Source organism: Marinobacter xiaoshiensis (assembly GCF_031631795.1).
GTDB classification, from domain to species: Bacteria; Pseudomonadota; Gammaproteobacteria; order Pseudomonadales; family Oleiphilaceae; genus Marinobacter; species Marinobacter xiaoshiensis.
Genome location: NZ_JAVMBO010000007.1, coordinates 692072 through 713836 on the forward strand (window position 1 = coordinate 692072; position 21765 = coordinate 713836).

The window sequence follows — 21765 nt, forward strand, 5'->3', positions numbered from 1 at the left end:
GTTGTCAGTTGTCCAACTTTAGGCGCTTTGAAGCAGTGAACCAGTAGACCATCGGATTAGTCGAAAGGGTTTCGGGGTTAGTCGTTTCCTTGGCTCACGGATGTTACCTCGGCTGTAATTGTACCGTTTGCAACCCGTGTGGAGATTTGATCGCCAGCTGCAAGGTCTGCTGCGTTGCGGATGATGCGGCCCTGATCATCGCGAACGATGGCATACCCACGCCCCAGCGTGGCTAATGGGCTTACAACGTTGAGCGTGCCTGCGGTGTGTTCCAGTCTGTCCTGAAGCTTTGCCAGAATTCGCTCCATGGCTTTGCCCAGTTGCAAGCAAGAGCGATCAAGCGCTTCGCGGCTGTTGGCAAGTTGTTTGCGGGGAGATTGCATGGCAAGCCGTTGGGTCAGATGCGTGCTTCGCACCTGGGAGCGATCCATGCGTTGCGCTATGGCTTTACCAAGGCGCATCTCCAGGTCGTCCAGCCTCTGGGCCTTCTCCAGCAGCTCACGCCTTGGGTCGCGCAAACGCGCAGAGAGATGCTCCAGTTTTGTATTCAGACGCTGAAGGGCTCGTCTGGTAGCGTTGGCTAGCCGGAACTCGCAATCATTCACCTGCCGGAGCATGTCGTTTTGGTCGGGGGAGATTTTTTCGGCAGCGGCCGACGGTGTCGGTGCCCTCAAATCTGCCACAAAATCTGCAATGGTAACGTCTGTTTCATGGCCAACGGCGCTTACGGTGGGTATGGCGCAGGCTGCAATGGCTCGTGCAACGGCTTCTTCGTTGAAACACCAGAGGTCTTCCAAAGAGCCACCACCGCGCCCAATAACCAGAACATCGGCCACACCGTGAGCTTGGGCTATCTCTATCGCTCGAACAATTTCCGCTGTAGCCGGCTTGCCCTGAACGGTTGTGGGGTAAAGGGTCACTGGTATCGCAGGGCAACGCCTTGCCAGAACGGTGAGGATATCGTGTATGGCGGCACCGGTAGGGGAGGTGACAACACCAATGTGGGTCGGCAAGGTCGGGATCGGCTTTTTACGGCCCACCTCGAACAAGCCTTCTGACTGCAGCTTGCGTTTTAACTCTTCAAATGCCTGTTGCAGTGCGCCAAGGCCGGCGGGCTCCATGTGTTCAACAATTATCTGAAAGTCGCCCCGGTTTTCGTACAGGGTTACCTTGCCGCGAATGCGAACCTGGTCGCCTTCCTTTGGTAGCGGACGAATACGCTGGTTCAGCCCCCGGAACATGGCGCAGCGAACCTGGCATTTCTGGTCCTTCAGGGAAAAATACCAATGCCCGGAAGACGGCCGGGAAAAGCCTGACAGTTCACCCTCAACCCACACCTGCATGAAGCTGGATTCCAGCAGGTGTCTGGCCTGATGGTTCAACTCACTGACGGAGAGGGCCCTGGGCCGAGTGTCCGGAAACACGTTTTTCACCAAAAACTCCTAACCGGCTTATACGCAATAGCCGAAAAATTTGAGTGTAAATTGCTGGAATTTCAAACGCATGCGGTAAGTGACAGGAAATTGTGCAGTTTACTGACCTGCGACACCTCTTTATAATAGGCCGATTACGCATTTTACTTTGCGGCTGCACCCTTTTTAGTCATGGGTGCTCCCCGGAAGGTTTAAATTTAGCACGTTCAAAAGGCCGATCCCAATGCTGCGAATTGTCGAAGAAGCTCTCACATTTGATGATGTTCTGTTGGTGCCCGGTTACTCCGAGGTTCTACCACACCAGGTGGACCTGCGTACCAAACTTACCCGGACGATCACGCTGAACATTCCGCTGGTGTCTGCGGCCATGGATACGGTAACCGATGCAGAGCTGGCAATTGCCATGGCCCAGGAGGGTGGCATAGGCATCATGCACAAAAACATGAGCCCGGACTATCAGGCTGCGGAAGTGCGCCGAGTGAAAAAGTTCGAAAGTGGCGTGGTAAAGGACCCGATTACTGTTAGCCCGAAAAACACCGTGCGTGAGCTGGTGGAAATCACCATGGCCAACAACATTTCCGGTTTGCCTGTGGTTGATGGCACCGAACTGGTTGGCATAGTGACTGGCCGCGACATTCGTTTTGAAAGCAGTATGGATACACCTGTACACCAGATTATGACACCGAAAGACAAACTGGTGACCGTGCAGGAAGGTGCAAGCCTCGACGAAGTCAAAGAACTGCTGCATCGCCATCGCATTGAAAAAGTGTTGGTGGTTAATGCGGATTTCCAGCTTCGCGGCCTGATTACCGCTAAAGATATTCAAAAGTCGAAAGACTACCCGATGGCGTGCAAAGACAGTCAGGGGCGTTTGCGTGTGGGTGCTGCCGTTGGCACCGGCGGCGACACTGAAGCACGCATTATTGCACTGGCCGATGCCGGCGTGGATGTGATTGTTGTAGACACAGCTCATGGTCACTCAAAGGGTGTCATCGATCGCGTTCGCTGGGTTAAAAAGCACTATCCGGATCTTCAGGTGATTGGCGGCAACATTGCTACCGGAGAAGCGGCTATCGCATTGGCTGACGCGGGAGTGGATGCTGTTAAAGTGGGCATAGGCCCGGGCTCCATTTGTACTACCCGGATTGTGGCTGGCGTAGGTGTGCCGCAGATTTCTGCCGTTTCCAGCGTTGCTGAAGCACTGAAAGACCGTGATATCCCAATTATTGCAGACGGTGGTGTGCGCTTCTCCGGCGATATCTCCAAAGCGATTGTTGCGGGTGCCCACTGCGTGATGATTGGCAGCTTGCTGGCGGGAACCGATGAGGCGCCTGGCGAAATCGAACTCTATCAAGGCCGAAGTTACAAAGCCTACCGTGGTATGGGGTCGTTGGGCGCTATGGGGCAGGGGTCAAGCGACCGTTACTTCCAGGATGCCAGCAAAGGTATTGAAAAACTTGTGCCGGAAGGTATTGAAGGCCGTGTTGCCTGCAAAGGCCCCATGCGCAATATCATCCATCAGTTGATTGGCGGCCTGCGTGCATCCATGGGTTATACAGGTAGCGCGAACATGCCTGAAATGCGCACCAAACCCAAGTTTGTTCGCATTACCGGTGCTGGTATGCGTGAAAGCCACGTGCACGATGTAACCATCACCAAAGAAGCGCCAAACTACCGCGTTAGCTGAGAACAGACTGCCTGAGTGCGGCTCGGATTTGAGCCGCACAGCTTATTTTTTTCGAGGACTCTATGGCCAATAACATTCACGACCACCGTATCCTGATTCTGGATTTTGGTTCTCAGTACACTCAGCTGATTGCACGCCGTGTGCGCGAAATAGGTGTTTACTGCGAAGTTCGCGCGTTCGATATCACAGATGAAGAACTCAAAGAGTTCAACCCGAAAGGCATTTTGCTGGCTGGTGGTCCTGAATCGGTTACAGAGCTGGATTGCCCGCGCGCCCCGGACGGGCTGTTTGAACGTGGCATTCCGGTATTGGGTATCTGTTATGGCATGCAAACCATGGCCGAGCAGCTAGGTGGCCGGGTTGCAAGTTCTGAAAAGCGTGAGTTTGGCTATGCCCAGGTAAAAGTGCGCGCCAAGGGCCCGCTGCTACAAGATATTACTGATCACCTTACGTCAACGGGCGATTCCCTGCTCGACGTGTGGATGAGCCATGGTGACAAGGTTGTCGCTATGCCAGAGGGCTTTGAGCTGCTGGCCTCAACAGAAAGTGCGCCTATTGCGGCCATGCAAGACGTGTCTCGCAACCTTTACGGGCTGCAATTCCACCCGGAAGTGACCCACACCCTGCAAGGCAAGCGCATTCTCGAGCACTTTGTACTGTCCATTTGTGGCTGTGAAGCTTTGTGGACCCCCGCCAAGATCGTTGATGATGCTGTCGCCAAGATTCGCGAACAGGTGGGTACTGACAAAGTTCTGCTGGGCTTGTCTGGCGGTGTGGACTCCTCGGTCACAGCGGCGCTGTTGCACAAGGCGATTGGCGACCAGCTTACCTGCGTATTCGTTGATAACGGCCTGCTTCGCCTGAACGAAGGTGATCAGGTAATGGATATGTTCGGCAACAGCATGGGCGTGAAAGTCATCCGGGCCGATGCGGAAGATCTCTTCCTTGCCAACCTCAAAGGTGTTAGCGACCCGGAGCAGAAGCGCAAGGTTATTGGTAACACCTTTATTGATGTGTTCGATGAAGAAGCCGCCCGTATCAAGGACGTAAATTGGTTAGCCCAGGGCACCATCTACCCGGACGTAATCGAGTCAGCCGCATCCAAAACCGGCAAAGCTCATGTGATCAAGTCCCACCACAACGTGGGTGGACTGCCGGAAACCATGAAGCTGAAGCTGGTAGAGCCCCTGCGCGAACTGTTTAAAGACGAAGTACGCCGCATTGGCCTTGAACTGGGTCTGCCTTACGACATGGTGTATCGCCACCCCTTCCCGGGGCCAGGTTTGGGCGTGCGCATACTGGGTGAAGTGAAAAAGGAATACGCTGAAATTCTTCGCCGCGCCGATGCCATCTTCCTTGAAGAGCTGCACCGCGCAGACTTTTACCACAAAACCAGTCAGGCGTTTGCCGTATTCCTTCCGGTGAAATCTGTGGGTGTTGTGGGCGATGCCCGTCGCTATGAGTGGGTGATTGCACTGCGCGCCGTTGAGACCGTCGACTTCATGACAGCTCGTTGGGCGCATCTGCCATACGAACTTCTGGAAACCGTGTCTAACCGCATTATCAATGAGATCAGCGGTATATCACGGGTGACTTACGACGTGTCTTCCAAACCGCCGGCTACGATTGAGTGGGAATGAGTCTGGAGTTCGCAAGGGCAAATGCATAAACCGGAGTAGAGGGTTTGCCTGACAGGGTGGCGACCGTTTCAAGGCACGCGCTGCGTGCCAGACGTATTTGTATTCTGCTCGTTATCCTGTTTGTGCAGGGGTGCGCCCAGCTGCCCCCTCAAAATGCACTGTTGCCGTCATATGCGTTTGATCGCCCAAGTGAAACGCGCTTGGGCCGTCAGATTCAGCCCCACCTGCAGGACCGATCAGGTTATTCCGGGTTTTTCATTCAGGGTACTGGTCGCCAGGCTTTTCTACAGCGAGCTGCGCTGATAGAAACCGCCGAACAAAGTATTGATGCCCAGTACTACATCTGGAACACAGACGTGTCAGGGTCTTATCTGGCACAACGTCTTTTGGTAGCTGCTGACCGCGGTGTGCGTGTGCGGCTGTTGCTCGATGATGTGAACCTGGACGGTCGCGACACCATGCTCGCCGCGCTGGACCATCACCCCAATATCGAGATTTCCATTTACAATCCCTTTGCGGTTCGCTCGGGCATTGGTAAATGGCTGAGCTTCATAACCGACTTTCAGCGTCTCAATCAGCGCATGCACAACAAGACCTTCGTGGTCGACGGCGCCTTGGGCATCATGGGCGGTCGTAATATCGGGGATGAGTACTTCGATCTACACCCACAGATGAATTTTCGCGACCGGGACGTTCTGATTGCAGGGCCGATTGTTGCTGACCTTTCCGCAAATTTCGATGCGTTCTGGAACAGCGCGTCAAGCTACCCCATTCGCCAATTGGAGCCTGATGCTGAGCAGGAGCTGGGCTTGAGCTCACAATTGGATCAGCTGCGTGCAAGCGCTTCCGGTACCACCGGGCTCACCCGGGTGCCGCCGCAAGATGCAACTCAAGCGCTTGAGTATATGGCGCAAGTGTTTTCGGACGTAACTTGGGCGGAAGCGGAACTGGTGTTCGATTCGCCGGTGGTAAATGGTGAAACGGATACGGACGAGCCTCAACGCGCTGCCCAGACACTGCACCAACTCGTTGAGCAGACCGATGAGGAAATCCTGGTTGAATCCGCGTATCTCATTCTGGGTGATGAGCAGCTCGATATACTGGAACAGATCAGGGAGCGCGGTGTTCGTGTCCTGGCCCTGACCAACTCCCTGGCCTCTAACGACCTCACCACGAACCATGCGGGCTACGCACGCCGTCGCGGCGCGATGCTCGATAATGGGCTGGAACTGTATGAACTGCGGCCGGATGCAGCCGCCTGTTCGAGCTGGATAAAGCTGCCGGATTTCTGCACTGAAGGAATGGTGGGTTTGCACGCCAAATCCGCAGTATTCGATCGTAAAATCGTATACATCGGTTCGCTCAATATCAATCTTCGTTCGATCTATCTGAATTCTGAAACCGCGTTAGTAATCCACAGCCCCCGGTTGGCAGCGCAGCTTGCGCACGATATTGAAGCCGCAATGGCGCCGGAGAACAGCTGGCAGGTAACCCGGGAGGCGGATGGGCAATTGCTTTGGTCGGCGGGCGAGGAGCAATCCTGGACTCACGAACCGACCACAGGATTTTGGCGGCGCTTCAAGTCCGGCCTGTTCAGGCTGTTGCCGATAGAGAAATATTTGTAGCCTCGACTAATGGCTTGCCCACACTCCAGATGCAGAACACGCCACTGAAACCCATGGCTCACGTCTCGTGAGGTGGGTTTCAGTGCACTGTGTTTATTGCTTATTATGCGATCACTCAGCCGTCAGCAACATCTTGATCGCCTTCTCCTTCGCCGCTTCTGCAAAGATATCGTAGGCCTTTTCGATGTCGTTGAGTATGAAGCGATGAGTGACAAGATCCTCCGGCTTCACGCCGCCGCTCTCCACCACTTTCATCAGAACCGGGATGGTGTCTGTATTCACCAGGCCAGTGCGCAGAGTGATGTTCTTGATCCACAAATCCTGCAGCTTGAACTCGACACTCTTGCCATGTACACCTATGTTGGCCACATGGCCGCCCGCGCGCACAATGCTCTGACAGATATCGAAGGTTTCGGGGATACCGACCGCTTCCATGGCTACGTCTACGCCCTCACCATTTGTCAGTTTTTTGATGGCCTCAATGGGGTCCCGGGCAATGGTGTCAGTGGCACCTAGCATCTTGGCCATGGCCAGACGGTTCTCGTCCGGATCGACCATAATGATCCGCGCTGGAGAATAGAAGCGCGATGTCATCAGAGCAGCCAGTCCTATAGGGCCGGCGCCGACGATAGCCACCGTGTCACCGAGTTTTACCTCGCCGTTCAGCGCGCCAATCTCGTGGCCTGTGGGAAGGATGTCGCTGAGCATGACGGCTGCAGCGCGGTCCATATCATCGGGCAGCAGGTAAAGGCTGTTATCCGCATGTGGTATGCGCACGTATTCGGCCTGGGTTCCGTCGATCAGGTGGCCGAGAATCCAGCCTCCATCGCGGCAATGGGCATAGATACCACGTTTGCAGTAGTCACATCGGCCACAGGAAGTGACGCAGGAGATCAGCACTTCGTCTCCAACCTTGATGTTGCTTACCCCTTCACCTACCTGCTCAACAACGCCCAACCCCTCGTGCCCAAGAATGCGGCCGGGCGTTACTGCAGGCACGTCGCCTTTCAGTATGTGAAGGTCTGTGCCGCAGATGGTTGTGTGGGTGATGCGAACCACCGCATCCGTGGGGTTTTCAATCATTGGCTTCGGTTTATCTTCCCAGCTGCGCTTGCCGGGCCCGTGAAATACCAGTGCTTTCATGACACTTTCTCCTTTGGAGGTTCAAAACTGCCAATACCAAGTACTGCTGCTTCAACCTTGCACGGGCGGCATGAAGGGCGCTTGATCCACATCAAAATCCGAGCCGATGCGTGGGTTGTATAAAAGATAGTGACTGATTACTATCTTTTATATCGAGTAATTTAATGAAGAGAAGATAAAATGGCGCTGCGGCAGTTTGGTAACAGAAAGGCGTTGGCTCTGGTTGGCCTGATTGGGGGCGTTCTTCTGATTGCGCTTCTGGTTTTCTTGCGCGAGGGGCCGGCTCACAATGAGACCAGCTCCCAGCCTCTGCACCTGACCGTTATTGAGGTGCAGCCAATGCCGTTCAAGCTGACGGCGCGGGGCTTTGGTATTACTCGCCCGGTACAAACCTGGCAGGCTGTGGCCAATGTCGCCGGGCGTGTTGTGCATCGTCATCCGGAGCTGAATAGCGGTACATTACTGCCGGCAGGCACATTACTTTTGGCGCTGGATCCAGGTCGCTACCAGTTAGCAATAGCAGAGACGGAAGCCGAGTTGGCATCCCTGGCGGCAGAGCAAGCCAAGCTTGCGGCTGAAGCGCAAAATACCCGCCACCTGATACAGCTGGAACGCGAGCGGCTGGCCTTGTCTGAAGGCGAGCTCAGCCGTATTGAGCGACTTCTTAAAACAGGTGCCGTGTCCCGATCACGCCTTGATGAACAGTTGCGCGCAACGCTTTCACAGCGCCAACTTGTGCAGTCTTTGGATAACCAGCTTTCGCTGTTGCCGTCGCGGCAGCAGTATCTTGATGCCCAGATACAGCGCGCAAATACACGCATGGAGCAGGGGCAGCAGGATCTTCAAGATACCCGCTTTATTGCCCCCTACGATTTGCGTGTTCGTGCCGTTGAGGTAGAAGAGCATCAATACGCGGGCCTCGGGCAACCGCTGTTTCTTGCTGACGGGATTGAGCAGGCTGAAATAGAAGCGCAGGTGCCACTCACTATGTTGCGCAGGCTCATGTCCGCGGTATCAAAGCCCGATAATTCCCAGGAACCTGCACTGGATATCACCGAGAAGTTCGAGTTTTTGGCCATCCAGAGCGAGGTGCAGTTGACAGGTTTTCCTGCCGTGCGCTGGCCCGCAACTGTCAGCAGGGTAGCCAGTGGTCTGGACCCCGGCACGCGTAGCGGGCGAGTCGTGGTCACCGTGGACCAGCCATACAGCCTTGTGCAATTACCCGAGCGCCCCGCACTGCAGCGTGATATGCACGTTCAGGTCAATTTTGCAGCCGATAGCCCAACGTCCATGCTGGCGGTGCCTTCCTCTGCGCTGCACCAGGGTGAGGTGTACATTCTGGGTGAGGACAACCTTCTGCAGCGGCGCCCGGTTGAGGTGGCCTTTGAGCAGAATGGTCTGGCGGTGATTGAAAGTGGGTTGGCGGCCGGAGAGCTGCTGATCACAGACGACCCTGTGCCTGCGATTACAGGCATGAAGGTTGAGCCCCATCGCAATGAGGACCTTGAGAAACACCTGCAGCGACGTGCACTGGGTATAGCACAATGATCCGCTGGTTTGCTGGCCATCCGACAGCGGCTAACTTGCTGCTATTGCTGATGTTGGCGGCAGGTTTGTTTGCAGCGCCAACGCTCAAGCGCGAAACCTTTCCTGATTATCGCCCGGTTGAAGTCAGTATCGATGTTGTCTATCGCGGCGCCAGCGCGGCAGACGTTGAAGATGCGGTCTGTCGTCGCTTGTACGATGCCGTCAAAGGCGTGGATTTTCTCGATGAAATTGAGTGTGTGGCGCAGGATAATCTTGCCCGTGCAACAGTCACTATGGAAGCGGCTGGGGACTCTATCCGCTTTCTCAGCGATATCGACACTGAAGTTAATGCGCTTACGGATCTGCCAGCGAGAGCTGAAAGGCCGGTAGTTCGGGAGCTTCATCGCAGTGATCTGGTAGCCGCCGTTGCTGTTTATGGCGACATGGCAACTAATCAGCTCGAAGACTACGCACTGCAACTTGAAGAGCGCATCATGACGCTGCCTGGTGTGGCTCAGGTAACTCTGCAGGGGCTTTCCCAGCGGCAGTGGCAGGTTGAGGTGCCACGGGCCGTGCTGGCTCAATATGGGTTATCGGCCAGCGATTTGGGGCAGCGCCTCAGGCAACAGAGCATCGATGTGCCGCTGGGCACCCTGGAAACTCCGGACCGCGACATATTGCTGCGCTTTACAGACCAGCGGCGCAGCGTGCAGGAGCTTGCAGATCTGGTGGTGGTTTCAGGCAGTGGCGGTGGCGAGCTCACCCTGGGGGAGATCGCAACACTGCGGGAAACCGGCGAACGGCCCGAGGCGCAGATCTATTTCAATAACCAGCGCGCGATCGTACTGGAAGTCAGCAAGACACTCCGGGATGACTCGCTAAATGTGCTTGAAGAGCTGACAACCCTGATAGACACAGAGCACCAGCGTATCGACGGGCCATTGCAACTAACGCTAACCCAGAACATGACCAGCATCGTGCGTGAGCGCTTGGAGATGTTGGTCAGCAACGGTATCGCGGGGCTTGCCTTGCTGATTGTTGTGATGGGGATGTTCTTTCGCCCACGCCTGGCTCTGTGGGCGGTGCTGGGTCTCCCCGTTGCCTTTATGGGCGCCTTCTTTGTGATGAGCCTGAGTGGCTTGTCGTTGAACATGATTACGCTGGTGGCTCTGCTGATGGCGATTGGTATCGTGATGGACGATGCCGTTGTGATTGCCGATAACATCGCAATGCAAGCGAAAGCGGGAGCCTCACCACTGGATGCCGTGGTTGAAGGCACTCGACAGGTGCTGCCGGGCGTTGTGTCGTCCTTCCTGACAACCGTGTGGGTATTTGCGCCTTTGGCGTTTCTTGTGGGCGAATTGGGCGCGGTACTTAAAGTATTGCCGGTGGTATTGATTGCCGCCTTGTTTGCCAGCCTTATAGAAGCGCTTTGGGTTCTTCCTCATCATCTCAGGGGCAGTATTTTACCCTTGCAAGCCAGCACTCAGTCCCGTTTCCGGACAGCGTTTGAGCGACACTTTGCTGTGTTTCAGGAGCGCGTTGGCAGGCTCGCAGACAAAGCGGTTAGCTGGCGTTATGCAGTGCTGGGTGGTGTGTTGCTCGTATTGTTGGGTACGGCGGGCTTCATGGCTGGCGGCCATGTCAGCACCGAAGCCATGCCAGATCTCGACGGCGATACTCTGGAAGCCCGGATTCTCTTACCCCAGGGAACACCGCTGGCCCGTACAGAACTTGCTGCAACCCGGATAGCAGATGCCATGTGGCACCTCAATGATGTCTATACCCCGGAACAGCCAGATGAGGCTCCGCTGGTTGATGCCATTCAGGTTCGCTTCAATTACAACCCCAGCGCCCGGGAGGCGGGCGCTCATGTTGCAACGGTCATGGTTGATCTATTGAGCGCCGAACGCCGAACCATGGACCTGAATGAGCTGACCGTCGCATGGCGCAAGCAGATAGGTGATATCCCGGGGCTGTCCAGCCTGATCATTCAGGAGCCTGGCTTTGGCCCGGCGGGAATACCCATTGAGGTTCGCCTGAAAGGCGCGGATCTGGCAGATCTCAAAGCGGCGTCGCTGGATGTGAGTGAGCATCTGACCGGCTATGAGGCTGTCTATAACATCATCGACGATCTGCGCCCCGGCAAACCTCAGCGAACATTCACCCTGACAGACGGCGCACTGGCATCAGGGCTGACTGCCGAGATGGTCGCTTCGCAGTTGCGTGCGGCCTTTCTTGGGGAAATTGTAGATACCCAGCGCATTGGCAGGCGCGATGTGGACATATTGGTACGCCAAGGGGAAGAAGACAGATCCAGCCTCGAAGACCTTGCCGATCAGACCATTTTAATGCCCGATGGTCGTCAGATGCCGCTGGAAGTTGTGGCGAAAATACACGACCAGCGCGACTGGGCCATGATCACACGGGTGGGTGGCCAACGTACCGTGACAGTTCAGGCCAATGTGGACGCCCGCGAAGCCAGTGCCCAAGCGGTTGTTAATGATATGAGCGGTCAATGGCTGACGGAGTTCAAGCAGCGCCACCCGAATGTTGATATCAGCTTTGAGGGGCAGGTTGCCCGTTCCGCAGAAACCGGCGGTTCCATCGCGAGGGGATTGCTGATCGGGCTGCTGGGTGTGTTCGTTATACTGTCATTTCAGTTCCGCAGTTACGCCGAGCCGCTTATCGTGATGCTGGCCATCCCGTTGGCTTTTGTGGGCGCCTTGTGGGGGCATGTGCTGCTGGGTTGGTATATTTCAATGCCGTCAATGATTGGGGCCGCCTCGTTAGCCGGCATAGTCGTTAACGATTCCATCCTGCTGGTCCAGTTCATCAAGGAACACCGTAGCAAGGGCATGAGTGCAATTGTTGCCGCAGGGCAGGCCAGTCGCGACAGGCTTCGGGCAATTCTGATTACGTCTATCACCACCATTGCAGGTCTATTACCCTTGTTGGCCGAAACCAGCGTTCAGTCAGCGGCAATAAAACCTCTGGTGATTTCCGTGGTCTTCGGTTTGCTGGCCACTACCGTGCTGGTGCTGGTGATGATTCCTGCAGTGTACGTGCTGTTCGATGACTGGGGCTGGACAAGTAAAGAGCCTGCTAAACCGGAATAATTGTTAGCGATTTTCAGAGAGTGTGATGCAAAAAACCAGACAGAAGAACCTTCCAGCCGACGAGCGCAGAAACGTTACAGTTGAGGCTGTTATCGACCTTGCTGCAACGACAAACCCTGGCGACATAACAACGGCAGCTATCGCCAAACACATGAAGCTGACACAGGGAGCGTTGTTCAGGCACTTTCCGAACAAAGAGGCTATCTGGGCGTCGGTTATGCAGTGGGTCGCTGAGCGCCTGATGTCGCGCATTGAGAAAGCTGCAGAGGGCATTGACTCACCTCTTGAGGCAATGCGGGCCATGTTTCTGGCTCATATCAATTTTGTTTCAGCGCACCCCGGTGCACCACGGATGCTATTTGGCGAGCTTCAGGGGGCCAAATCGACACCGGCAAAGCGCTTGGCGCATGAGTTGCTCAAGCAGTATGCGGAGCGCTTGCACCGACTTATTGAACTGGCGAAGGAGAGCGGAGAGTTACCACAAAACCTGGATAACCATGCAGCCGCCATCCTGTTTATTGGCACTATTCAGGGGTTGATCATGCAATCGCTGATCTCCGGTGAGATGGAACAAATGCGAAGAGACGCGCCCGGCGTGTTCTCCATATACCGGCGCGGTATTGCAAACGTCGAATAGGGCGAAAGCAGGGGATGCATATGCGGATCGCTTGGTAAAAAAACCGTATAATGGTATTTTCGTGGCGCTTTCTGGCCTGGCCAGTATCATATTTGTACAGGGCGCTATCAGCAGAGCCGCGTTTATGCCGGATATACACAACACTGACGAGTACTGGATGGCCCGTGCGCTTACTTTGGCAGCCCGCGGGGCTTCCGTGGGCGAGGTGCCCGTTGGTGCGGTTGTTGTCCGTGATGGAAAAGAGCTGGGCACCGGCTTCAATGTGCCAATTACCGGCTGCGACCCCACTGCTCACGCAGAGATCTGCGCATTACGCGATGCTGCAGCTCGGGAAGGGAATTATCGTCTTACTGGGGCAACGCTTTATGTCACCCTGGAACCCTGCACTATGTGCGTTGGCGCCATAGTGCACAGCCGCATCAGTCGTCTTGTTTATGGTGCTCTTGAGCCCAAGGCTGGCGCGGTTGAATCCGCCCGGCGCACACTGGATGAACCTCAGCTGAACTGGCAAGTGGAAACCACGGGTGGCATCTTGCAGAATGAGTGCAGCCAGATAATCAGCGACTTTTTCAGCCGTAGACGGGCCGAAATCCGGCAGCGGCGCAAACAGAATTCAGGGAAGGAGTAGTTCTGCATGAAAGTATTAGTAACCGGCGGTGCCGGGTATATTGGCAGCCATGTGGTTCGCCAACTGGCCAAGGCCGGTCATGATATTGTCGTTTTTGATAATCTCTCAACAGGTTACCGCTGGGCAGTCACTGCCGGTGAGCTGGTTGTGGGTGACCTGGCTAACGAAGACGAGATTGACCAGGTGTTTGCCAGCCACCAATTTGAAGCAGTACTGCACTTCGCTGCGAACATCGTTGTACCCGAGTCTGTAACCAACCCGCTCAAGTATTACAGCAATAACACTCGCAATACTCTGAACCTGCTGAAGGCTGTTGATAAGTATAAAGTGCCGTACATGGTATTTTCCTCAACCGCCGCAGTTTACGGAATGCCGGAGCAGACCGTTCTCACGGAAGATTTGCCCCTTGCCCCCATCAACCCCTATGGCGCATCCAAGATGATGAGCGAGCGGATGATCATGGATCTGGCAGCCGCTTCTGGCCTTAACTATGTTGTGCTGCGCTACTTCAATGTGGCTGGTGCCAATCCGGATGGCCTACTGGGTCAGGCAACGCCGGAAGCGACTCACCTGATCAAAGTGGCCTGCGAATGCGCAACCGGGCAGCGAGACGGCATGAGCATCTTCGGCACAGATTATGACACCAGCGATGGCACCTGCGTGCGCGATTATATTCACGTGGAAGATCTCGCCAGTGCCCATGTAATGGCGCTGGATTATATGGCCGGTGGTGGCGAGTCTAAAGTTATGAACTGCGGCTATGGCCGTGGGTTTACCGTTCGCGAAGTGATTGATGTGGTCCGTAAACTGTCCGGTGTGGATTTCCCGGTAACTGAAACGGGCCGCAGAGCCGGTGACCCCGGAGCACTGATGGCGGATAATGCACTGATTAAAAAGACCCTTGGTTGGCAGCCTGTCTACGATAATCTGGAAACGATTGTTGGTACTGCGCTGGCCTGGGAAGCGATCTGGCAAAAGAAAAAAGATGCGGTTGGCCAGCACTAAACTGTTTTTAAATTAAAATATCGGGATTTAACGGATGAAAATAACGATTTTTGGTACCGGATATGTCGGGCTTGTTACCGGAGCGTGTCTGGCAGATGTTGGCCATGAAGTACTTTGCATGGACGTTGATCAGGCCAAGATCGACAAGCTGAAGAATGGCCAGATACCTATTTTTGAGCCTGGGCTGGATAACATCGTAAAACATACTGTGGAGGCCGGGCGCCTGGCGTTCACAACGGATGTTCAGGAAGCCGTTAAGCACGGCACGCTTCAGTTCATCGCAGTCGGTACACCACCGGATGAAGATGGCTCTGCAGATATGCAGTATGTAACGGCCGTCGCCAAGTCTATCGGCCAGTACATGGACGATTACAAGGTTATTGTGGACAAATCCACAGTACCGGTTGGTACAGGCGATAAGGTGGCTGCTGCCGTTCGTGCCCAGCTTGAAAGCCGTGGTCTTGAGCTTGAGTTTGATGTGGTTTCCAACCCGGAGTTCCTCAAGGAAGGCGCGGCGATCAACGATTTTATGAAGCCGGACCGCATCGTCATAGGTACAGACAGCGAAAGGGCTGCAGACCTGCTGCGGGAAGTGTATTACCCATTCAACCGCAGCCATGATCGTATGATTTTCATGGATATCCGTTCGGCAGAACTGACCAAGTACGCAGCCAACTCCATGCTGGCAACCAAGATCAGCTTCATGAACGAGATTGCGAACCTGGCTGAGCGCTTGGGCGCCGACATTGAAGCGGTCCGTCGTGGCATAGGTTCAGACCCCCGAATCGGCTACCACTTCATCTATCCTGGTTGTGGTTACGGTGGCTCGTGTTTCCCCAAAGATGTTCAGGCGCTGGCCCGGACCGCTGCAAACTCCGGGTACGATGCCCGTTTGCTCAATGCTGTAGAAGCAGTGAACTACGCTCAGAAACATGTACTGTTTGACAAGATCAGCCATTATTTCGATGGCGACTTGAAGGGTAAAGTCGTGGCAATTTGGGGATTGGCTTTCAAGCCAAATACCGACGACATGCGCGAAGCTTCGGCACGCACGTTGATGGAAGATCTCTGGAAGGCCGGTGCTACTGTTCAGGCGTTTGATCCTGAGTCCATGGAAGAAACCCAACGCATCTACGGTGATCACGAAGGTTTAACGCTTTGCGGTACAAAAGAGCAGACACTTCGCGGTGCAGACGTGCTGGCGATTTGTACGGAATGGAAAGAGTTTCGTTCTCCGGATTTCGATGCCATCAAATCAACACTGCGCGAGCCTGTTATATTTGATGGTCGAAATCTTTACGAGCCGGAAATACTGGATCGCCACGGATTGGTTTACTACGCCATCGGTCGCGGACGCAATCAATTCCAGTCGAAGTAATCCGTCAGGCAGGAGCCCGGTGATGACTCAGGATCAGGAATTTCATCTTCACGAGCGGTTGGCTGCCGATACCGTCAGTCTGGGTCGTACCAGCCTATGCGAAATCCGGCTGATGAACGATAGAACCTGGCCCTGGGTTTTGCTGGTGCCGGCGCTGGTCGGCATTCGCGAGATCTACGAGTTAAGCGCAGAGCAGCAGCATCAGTTGATGCGCGAATCCTCAGCCCTCAGTCGTGGGATGATGCTAGCCTTCGGTGGTGACAAGATGAACGTGGCCGCCCTCGGGAATATGGTTCCCCAGTTACATTTACATCACATCGTCCGTTTTGAGGGTGATCCTGCCTGGCCGGGGCCTGTGTGGGGTAAGCAGCCTCCGGTACCTTACGAAGAGTGCGAGCTGGCGGAAGTCAGGCGCGCCTTTGCAGCTGTGTTGTCTGAAATCGGCGCCAGCTGAGCATATTTGTTTGCTGGCGGCCTTTATCGTATAGATGCGTGCCGGGCCATCATTTGTGAGCCGATCAAAATCATCCTGAGCTCGGTCTTCAGTTTGACTTTTAATTCCTCCCGCTCTTTCGGCGTAGCATCCAGCGCGTCTGCTCCCTGGTTGAATACCAGTGTTACCATAGCTTCAGCAACCATTCGTGCATCAGACAGGGGTTTGTTCTGTTCTTCCGCAAATCGCCGTAGGTCGTCGGCCAGTTCTGTTACGAAATGATCAATTTCGGCTTTGATAGCCGTCCGAAAGGGTTTGGAACCGCCCGTGCGCTCCCGGAGCATCAGCCGGAAAAGGTTGGCGTTTTTGCCAAGATACTCCATGAACGTTTCTACAGAGGTTGAAATGGCACTGCCATCCCGGGCGATCCGCTTGCGGGCCTGGCGCATCAACTGCCGCAAAGCCACTCCGCCTTCGTCTACCAATACCAGCCCCAGTTCGTCCAGGTCGACAAAATGGCGATAGAAAGATGTCGGCGCAATGCCAGCCTCTCGCGCTACTTCCCGAAGGCTGAGGCTTCCGAATCCACGGTCCGGGCTCAATTGGGCAAGGGCCGCATCCATAAGGGAGCGCCGGGTGAGGAGTTTCTGCTCGGCTCTGGTTGACAAGGTTGGGGCTCCAATAACTCATGAATGCTGTAGTCTAGCGGTCTGTTAACCGGGAGGGAACCTTTGAAGAAAGTCTGCATCCGGGTGTTTGCAGTTTTTGTTCGGAGGCTAAACAGGCCTGATTTTCGCCGCCATTATGTTTATAATAGGCGGCTTTTAAACTTTATTCTCAGACACCAGACACTACGGGAACCGGTATGCGCAGTCATTATTGCGGTGGGATCAACGAATCTCACATAGATCAGGAAGTTACACTTTGCGGATGGGTACACCGCCGCCGTGACCATGGTGGGGTTATCTTCCTGGATCTGCGCGACCGGGATGGTATTTCCCAGGTGGTTATAGACCCGGATACACCCGAAAGTTTCGCCCTTGCCGAGAAAGTGCGCAGCGAGTACGTGGTGAAGATCAAAGGCCTGGTGCGTCGTCGCCCTGCAGGCACTGAAAACAGCAACATGCCCACGGGCCAGGTTGAAATGCTTGGTAAAGAGGTCACCATCCTGAATGCCGCGGCAACGCCTCCGTTCCCGCTGGATGAGCATGTGGATGTCGGAGAAGACGTGCGTTTGCGCTACCGCTTCGTGGATTTGCGCCGTCCGGAAATGCTGAACCGCTTGCGTTTTCGCTCACGGGTAACCAGCTATATCCGTAACTACCTCGACAGCAACGGCTTTATGGATGTGGAGACCCCCATCCTGACCCGTGCCACGCCGGAAGGCGCCCGCGACTATCTGGTGCCCAGCCGTACCCACGAAGGGTCATTCTTTGCGCTTCCTCAATCGCCCCAGCTGTTCAAGCAGATGCTGATGGTGTCGGGTGTGGATCGCTATTACCAGATTGCCAAGTGTTTCCGTGATGAAGATTTGCGTGCTGACCGCCAGCCTGAATTTACCCAGGTCGATATCGAAGCATCCTTCATCAACGAAGAAGATTTGATGAGCCTGAACGAGGGCATGATTCGCGCTTTGTTTAAAGATGTTATGGGTGTTGATCTGCCTGCATTCCCGCGTATGCCATACGCAGAAGCCATGGATCGTTTCGGTAGCGACAAGCCGGACCTGCGTATACCGCTGGAGCTTCAGGATATAGGCGATCTCGTGGCCGGTGTTGATTTCAAGGTATTCGCCGGCCCTGCTAATGATCCAAAAGGTCGTGTTGCCGCTCTGCGCGTGCCCAAGGGCGGCGAGTTGAGCCGTAAGCAGATCGACGAATACACCAAGTTTGTTGGTATTTACGGTGCAAAAGGCCTGGCTTACATCAAAGTGAACGAGCTGGCCAAAGGCGTGGAAGGTTTGCAGTCGCCTATCGTCAAGTTCCTGGGCGATGATGTTGCCATGGCTGTTATCGAACGCACCGGCGCAGAAGACGGTGATATCGTATTCTTCGGTGCCGATAAGACCACCGTTGTAAACGAAGCGCTTGGCGCGCTGCGTATTCGGGTTGGCCACGACCTGAAGATGCTGACCTGCGAGTGGGCACCTATGTGGGTGGTGGACTTCCCGATGTTTGAAGTTCTGCCGGATGGCGGCCTGACTGCTATTCACCACCCGTTCACGGCACCAAGCTGTAGCCCGGAAGAGTTGGCTGAAAATCCCGAAACTGCCTTGTCACGTGCCTACGACATGGTTCTTAACGGAACCGAGTTGGGTGGTGGCTCTATTCGTATTCACAGTGACACAATGCAGAAAGAAGTCTTCCGCATTCTGGGCATTGGTGAAGAAGAGTCTCGCGCCAAGTTCGGATTCCTGCTCGATGCACTCAAGTACGGTTGCCCGCCACATGGTGGTTTGGCGTTCGGCCTTGATCGCTTGATCATGCTTATGACCGGTTCCAGCTCCATTCGGGACGTGATCGCCTTCCCGAAAACCCAGAGCGCAACCTGTCTGATGACTCAGGCACCGGGCGAAGTAGATGAAAAACAACTGCGTGAGCTTCATATTCGCCTACGCAAGCCAGTAAAGCCCGTTGAAGGCAATGTGCCAATCTCTGGCGAAGAGTAAAATTTAAGGCAATAACAGGGCTCTGATGTGGCAATTATTCTGGGTGTCGACCCCGGCTCAAGGATCACCGGTTACGGTATTATCCGCGTCGAGGGTCGGCACATAGAGTATATCGACAGTGGTTGTATCCGCATGGGTGAACAGCCCATGCCGGAGCGCCTGAAGATCATCTTTCAGAGCCTGGTAAGCCTGATCACTGAATTTCAGCCGCAGGAGTTTGCCATCGAGCAGGTTTTTATGGCTCGAAATCCGGATTCAGCTCTCAAGCTTGGACAGGCCCGTGGAGCGGCGATTGTTGGTGCCGCAACCAGTGGGCTGGCGGTACACGAGTACTCTGCCCGACAGGTCAAGCAGGCTGTGGTTGGCAAGGGCAGTGCCGAAAAATCCCAGGTACAGCACATGGTTCAAGTGTTGCTGTCACTCTCCCGAAAACCCCAGGCAGACGCCGCGGACGCATTGGCTATTGCGTTGTGTCACGCACACATGAATCAAAGCATACTGAGAGTGGCAAACGGTGCGGGTAAGGCGCGCAGCGGGCGCGTGCGACAACAATAAACTGCTCTACGGAGCGGCAGGAGGCAATCCTTGATAGGTCGTATCCGAGGTATTCTGGTCGAAAAAACACCCGGGCAAGCATTGGTAGAATGTGGCGGTCTGGGTTACGAAGTTGATATTCCTTTCACTGCTTTCTATCACCTGCCAGAACCCGGGCAGGAAGTTACCCTTCATACACATTTTGTGGTTCGAGAAGACGTTCAAAGCCTGTATGGGTTTGCCTCAAGGCTTGATCGGGACCTGTTTCGTTTGCTGATCAAGGTGAACGGTGTTGGTCCGAAGATGGCCGCCGGCATACTTTCAGGGTTGGAGGCGCAGCAGTTCATACACTGCGTGGAGGCTCGCGACATCAAGTCATTGGTGAAGCTGCCTGGTGTTGGCAAGAAGACAGCTGAGCGTCTGCTGATTGAGATGACAGACCGCATCAAACAGCTTGAAGGGCAGTTTATACCTGCTTCTGCAGGTGCCGAGGGCGGTCTTGCAGACCCGGCTCAGCTTACAATTACCTCACACAACCCTGCCGACGAAGCAGAGGCCGCACTCATAGCGCTTGGGTATAAACCCCAGGAAGCTGCACGGGCGATTAGCAAGGTGGCAGAAGAGGGGATGACCAGCGAGGCGCTGATTCGTCTGGCTCTGCGCAACATGATTCCTGCTTGATGACGTGACTTTAATATGTCGCCTGTATGGCGCCAAACCTGTAGAGAGCGTAACGTGACACGCAGGTGGCTGTTTGTACAATTGGGTCACTTTTTGGTTTTAAGTGGCAATCTATTGATTCCCGATAAGCGGATAAGTTCATGATTGAATCCGACCGACTGATCTCAGCCAGGGCCGGTGAAAACGAAGAGGTTCAGGATCGCGCTATCCGGCCAACGTTGCTTGCGGAGTATGTTGGGCAACCCGCGGTGCGGGAGCAGATGGATATCTTTATCTCGGCGGCTCGCGGTCGTCGGGAAGCCTTGGATCATGTTCTGATCTTCGGGCCTCCGGGGCTGGGGAAAACTACGTTAGCCAATATCATTGCCAATGAAATGGGTGTTTCAATAAAGACAACGTCCGGGCCGGTACTTGAGAAGGCCGGAGATCTAGCGGCAATGCTAACCAATCTGGAAGAGGGTGATGTCCTCTTCATTGATGAGATTCATCGCCTCAGCGCTGTGGTAGAGGAAATACTGTATCCAGCGATGGAAGACTATCAGCTGGATATTATGATTGGCGAGGGGCCGGCAGCCCGTTCGATCAAGCTTGATTTGCCGCCTTTTACGCTGGTGGGCGCAACCACACGGGCTGGCCTGCTGACATCCCCGTTGCGAGATCGGTTTGGAATCGTTCAACGCCTGGAATTTTATAACACGGCGGATCTCACGCACATTGTGAGTCGCTCAGCACGGCTTTCCGGTGTGGATATTGATGAAGAGGGTGCCTACGAAATAGCGCACCGTTCAAGAGGCACGCCCCGGATCGCCAATCGCCTGTTACGACGGGTGCGAGACTACGCGGAAGTGCGAGCAGATGGGCACATTAATGCGGCCATTGCTGATCAGGCCTTGAACATGCTGAAAGTAGACAGTCAGGGGTTTGACCACATGGATCGCCGGCTGCTCCTTGCGATGATCGAAAAATTCGATGGCGGGCCAGTGGGTGTTGAAAGCCTGGCAGCCGCGATCAGCGAAGAGCGAGGAACAATCGAGGATGTTCTCGAACCCTTCCTGATCCAGCAAGGCTTTATGCTACGCACACCTCGGGGTCGTATGGTGACATCCCATGCGTATCAGCACTTTGGCATTGTGCGGGAAGCGCCGGATTCACCGCCTTCAGACGGAGGTGCTCTTTGAGTGAAGGCGAAACTGCGGCAACCTTTGGGCTGCCAGTCCGGGTGTATATCGAAGATACAGATGCTGGCGGCATTGTTTACCATGCCCGCTACCTGCATTACATGGAGCGCGCACGCACCGAGTGGGTGCGAAGTTGCGGAATAGGCCTTCGGGCCGGGTTGGCTGACAACATAAGTTATGTTGTGCAACGTTTGTCGATTCATTATGTCTTGCCAGCTGTGCTTGACGATGAGCTTACTGTCACCGCAGAACCAGTGGCCTTTGGCCGCGTCTGGATGGATTTCAGGCAGCGGGTGGTGCGGGCAAAGGACGGCAAGCTGCTGTGCGAAGCAAGCGTAAGAGTTGCTTGTATAGCCCTTGATAGCGGGCGACCAAGGCGCTTGCCTGAAAACATGCTGGAGCTGTTGGGCAGTAATTGCCCGACGCTTTAAAAACGAAACAAAACACGA

Annotated in this window: 18 protein-coding genes; 15 read left to right on the plus strand and 3 right to left on the minus strand. The window is 54.8% G+C overall.

The window, feature by feature from the left end; genetic code table 11:
• Positions 1-77: 77 nt before the first annotated feature.
• Positions 78-1433, minus strand: coding sequence for an exodeoxyribonuclease VII large subunit (xseA, locus tag RKA07_RS06915; RefSeq protein WP_310965942.1), 1356 nt, complete (start codon positions 1431-1433; stop codon positions 78-80).
• Positions 1434-1656: 223 nt separating this feature from the next.
• Here xseA and guaB point away from each other — a divergent pair, with 223 nt between their 5' ends.
• The 3 genes from guaB (at position 1657) to RKA07_RS06930 (ending at position 6385) form a co-directional block, all read left to right on the plus strand.
• Positions 1657-3120, plus strand: a complete 1464-nt coding sequence (gene guaB / locus RKA07_RS06920; protein WP_200200915.1) for an IMP dehydrogenase — start codon at positions 1657-1659, stop codon at positions 3118-3120.
• 62 nt (positions 3121-3182) lie between these two features.
• Positions 3183-4760 (plus strand): glutamine-hydrolyzing GMP synthase, encoded by a 1578-nt coding sequence (gene guaA / locus RKA07_RS06925; RefSeq protein ID WP_200200914.1) that lies wholly within the window; start codon positions 3183-3185, stop codon positions 4758-4760.
• A gap of 44 nt (positions 4761-4804) precedes the next feature.
• Positions 4805-6385: a phospholipase D family protein gene (locus tag RKA07_RS06930; protein ID WP_227715067.1), complete on the plus strand. Its 1581-nt coding sequence runs from the start codon at positions 4805-4807 to the stop codon at positions 6383-6385.
• Positions 6386-6496: 111 nt separating this feature from the next.
• On the opposite strand, the gene RKA07_RS06935 is transcribed toward RKA07_RS06930, so the two are convergent.
• A complete protein-coding gene (locus RKA07_RS06935; RefSeq protein ID WP_310965945.1) occupies positions 6497-7528 on the minus strand; it encodes a zinc-dependent alcohol dehydrogenase family protein in 1032 nt (343 codons plus the stop codon).
• Positions 7529-7708: 180 nt separating this feature from the next.
• On the opposite strand from RKA07_RS06935, the gene RKA07_RS06940 reads away from it, so the two are divergent.
• From RKA07_RS06940 to RKA07_RS06970, 7 genes are all read left to right on the plus strand, one after another.
• Positions 7709-9076, plus strand: coding sequence for an efflux RND transporter periplasmic adaptor subunit (locus RKA07_RS06940; protein WP_200200912.1), 1368 nt, complete (start codon positions 7709-7711; stop codon positions 9074-9076).
• On the plus strand, positions 9073-12174 hold the full coding sequence (locus RKA07_RS06945) for an efflux RND transporter permease subunit (RefSeq protein ID WP_310965946.1): 3102 nt from the start codon (positions 9073-9075) through the stop codon (positions 12172-12174). The genes RKA07_RS06940 and RKA07_RS06945 overlap by 4 nt, the downstream gene beginning before the upstream one ends.
• Before the next feature lie 25 nt (positions 12175-12199).
• Entirely contained in the window at positions 12200-12811 is a 612-nt protein-coding gene (locus RKA07_RS06950) for a TetR/AcrR family transcriptional regulator (RefSeq protein ID WP_200200910.1), read from the plus strand.
• 124 nt (positions 12812-12935) lie between these two features.
• Complete coding sequence (tadA, locus tag RKA07_RS06955; RefSeq protein WP_200200909.1) at positions 12936-13439, plus strand: tRNA adenosine(34) deaminase TadA; 504 nt, start codon at positions 12936-12938, stop codon at positions 13437-13439.
• Positions 13440-13445: 6 nt separating this feature from the next.
• On the plus strand, positions 13446-14444 hold the full coding sequence (gene galE / locus RKA07_RS06960; protein ID WP_200200908.1) for a UDP-glucose 4-epimerase GalE: 999 nt from the start codon (positions 13446-13448) through the stop codon (positions 14442-14444).
• A 34-nt stretch (positions 14445-14478) separates the two neighbouring features.
• Complete coding sequence (locus RKA07_RS06965) at positions 14479-15822, plus strand: UDP-glucose dehydrogenase family protein (RefSeq protein ID WP_200200907.1); 1344 nt, start codon at positions 14479-14481, stop codon at positions 15820-15822.
• 22 nt (positions 15823-15844) lie between these two features.
• Positions 15845-16276, plus strand: coding sequence for an HIT domain-containing protein (locus RKA07_RS06970; RefSeq protein ID WP_310965947.1), 432 nt, complete (start codon positions 15845-15847; stop codon positions 16274-16276).
• Between the two features lie 23 nt (positions 16277-16299).
• Here the strand turns inward: RKA07_RS06970 and fabR are convergent, their stop codons facing one another.
• A complete protein-coding gene (gene fabR / locus RKA07_RS06975; RefSeq protein ID WP_200200905.1) occupies positions 16300-16923 on the minus strand; it encodes an HTH-type transcriptional repressor FabR in 624 nt (207 codons plus the stop codon).
• Between the two features lie 197 nt (positions 16924-17120).
• Between fabR and aspS the strand changes: the two genes are divergently transcribed.
• From aspS to ybgC, 5 genes are all read left to right on the plus strand, one after another.
• Positions 17121-18923, plus strand: a complete 1803-nt coding sequence (gene aspS, locus RKA07_RS06980) for an aspartate--tRNA ligase (protein WP_310965948.1) — start codon at positions 17121-17123, stop codon at positions 18921-18923.
• A 27-nt stretch (positions 18924-18950) separates the two neighbouring features.
• Positions 18951-19478 (plus strand): crossover junction endodeoxyribonuclease RuvC, encoded by a 528-nt coding sequence (gene ruvC, locus RKA07_RS06985; protein ID WP_200200903.1) that lies wholly within the window; start codon positions 18951-18953, stop codon positions 19476-19478.
• Between the two features lie 30 nt (positions 19479-19508).
• Positions 19509-20138, plus strand: coding sequence for a Holliday junction branch migration protein RuvA (ruvA, locus tag RKA07_RS06990; RefSeq protein ID WP_200369426.1), 630 nt, complete (start codon positions 19509-19511; stop codon positions 20136-20138).
• A gap of 140 nt (positions 20139-20278) precedes the next feature.
• Positions 20279-21316 carry a Holliday junction branch migration DNA helicase RuvB gene (gene ruvB, locus RKA07_RS06995; RefSeq protein WP_200200901.1) on the plus strand — a complete coding sequence of 346 codons (1038 nt, stop codon included), beginning with the start codon at positions 20279-20281 and terminating at the stop codon, positions 21314-21316.
• Positions 21313-21747 carry a tol-pal system-associated acyl-CoA thioesterase gene (gene ybgC / locus RKA07_RS07000; RefSeq protein ID WP_200200900.1) on the plus strand — a complete coding sequence of 145 codons (435 nt, stop codon included), beginning with the start codon at positions 21313-21315 and terminating at the stop codon, positions 21745-21747. Before ruvB ends, ybgC begins: the two co-directional genes overlap by 4 nt.
• Positions 21748-21765 lie beyond the last annotated feature (18 nt).

Coding starts and splice junctions, on each gene's coding strand:
- aspS (WP_310965948.1), top strand. CDS start 17,121: ATGCGCAGTCATTATTGCGGTGGGATCAACGAATCTCACATAGATCAG.
- RKA07_RS06970 (WP_310965947.1), top strand. CDS start 15,845: ATGACTCAGGATCAGGAATTTCATCTTCACGAGCGGTTGGCTGCCGAT.
- RKA07_RS06950 (WP_200200910.1), top strand. CDS start 12,200: ATGCAAAAAACCAGACAGAAGAACCTTCCAGCCGACGAGCGCAGAAAC.
- guaB (WP_200200915.1), top strand. CDS start 1,657: ATGCTGCGAATTGTCGAAGAAGCTCTCACATTTGATGATGTTCTGTTG.
- tadA (WP_200200909.1), top strand. CDS start 12,936: ATGCCGGATATACACAACACTGACGAGTACTGGATGGCCCGTGCGCTT.
- ruvB (WP_200200901.1), top strand. CDS start 20,279: ATGATTGAATCCGACCGACTGATCTCAGCCAGGGCCGGTGAAAACGAA.
- RKA07_RS06965 (WP_200200907.1), top strand. CDS start 14,479: ATGAAAATAACGATTTTTGGTACCGGATATGTCGGGCTTGTTACCGGA.
- RKA07_RS06940 (WP_200200912.1), top strand. CDS start 7,709: ATGGCGCTGCGGCAGTTTGGTAACAGAAAGGCGTTGGCTCTGGTTGGC.
- RKA07_RS06945 (WP_310965946.1), top strand. CDS start 9,073: ATGATCCGCTGGTTTGCTGGCCATCCGACAGCGGCTAACTTGCTGCTA.
- guaA (WP_200200914.1), top strand. CDS start 3,183: ATGGCCAATAACATTCACGACCACCGTATCCTGATTCTGGATTTTGGT.
- galE (WP_200200908.1), top strand. CDS start 13,446: ATGAAAGTATTAGTAACCGGCGGTGCCGGGTATATTGGCAGCCATGTG.
- RKA07_RS06935 (WP_310965945.1), bottom strand. CDS start 7,528: ATGAAAGCACTGGTATTTCACGGGCCCGGCAAGCGCAGCTGGGAAGAT.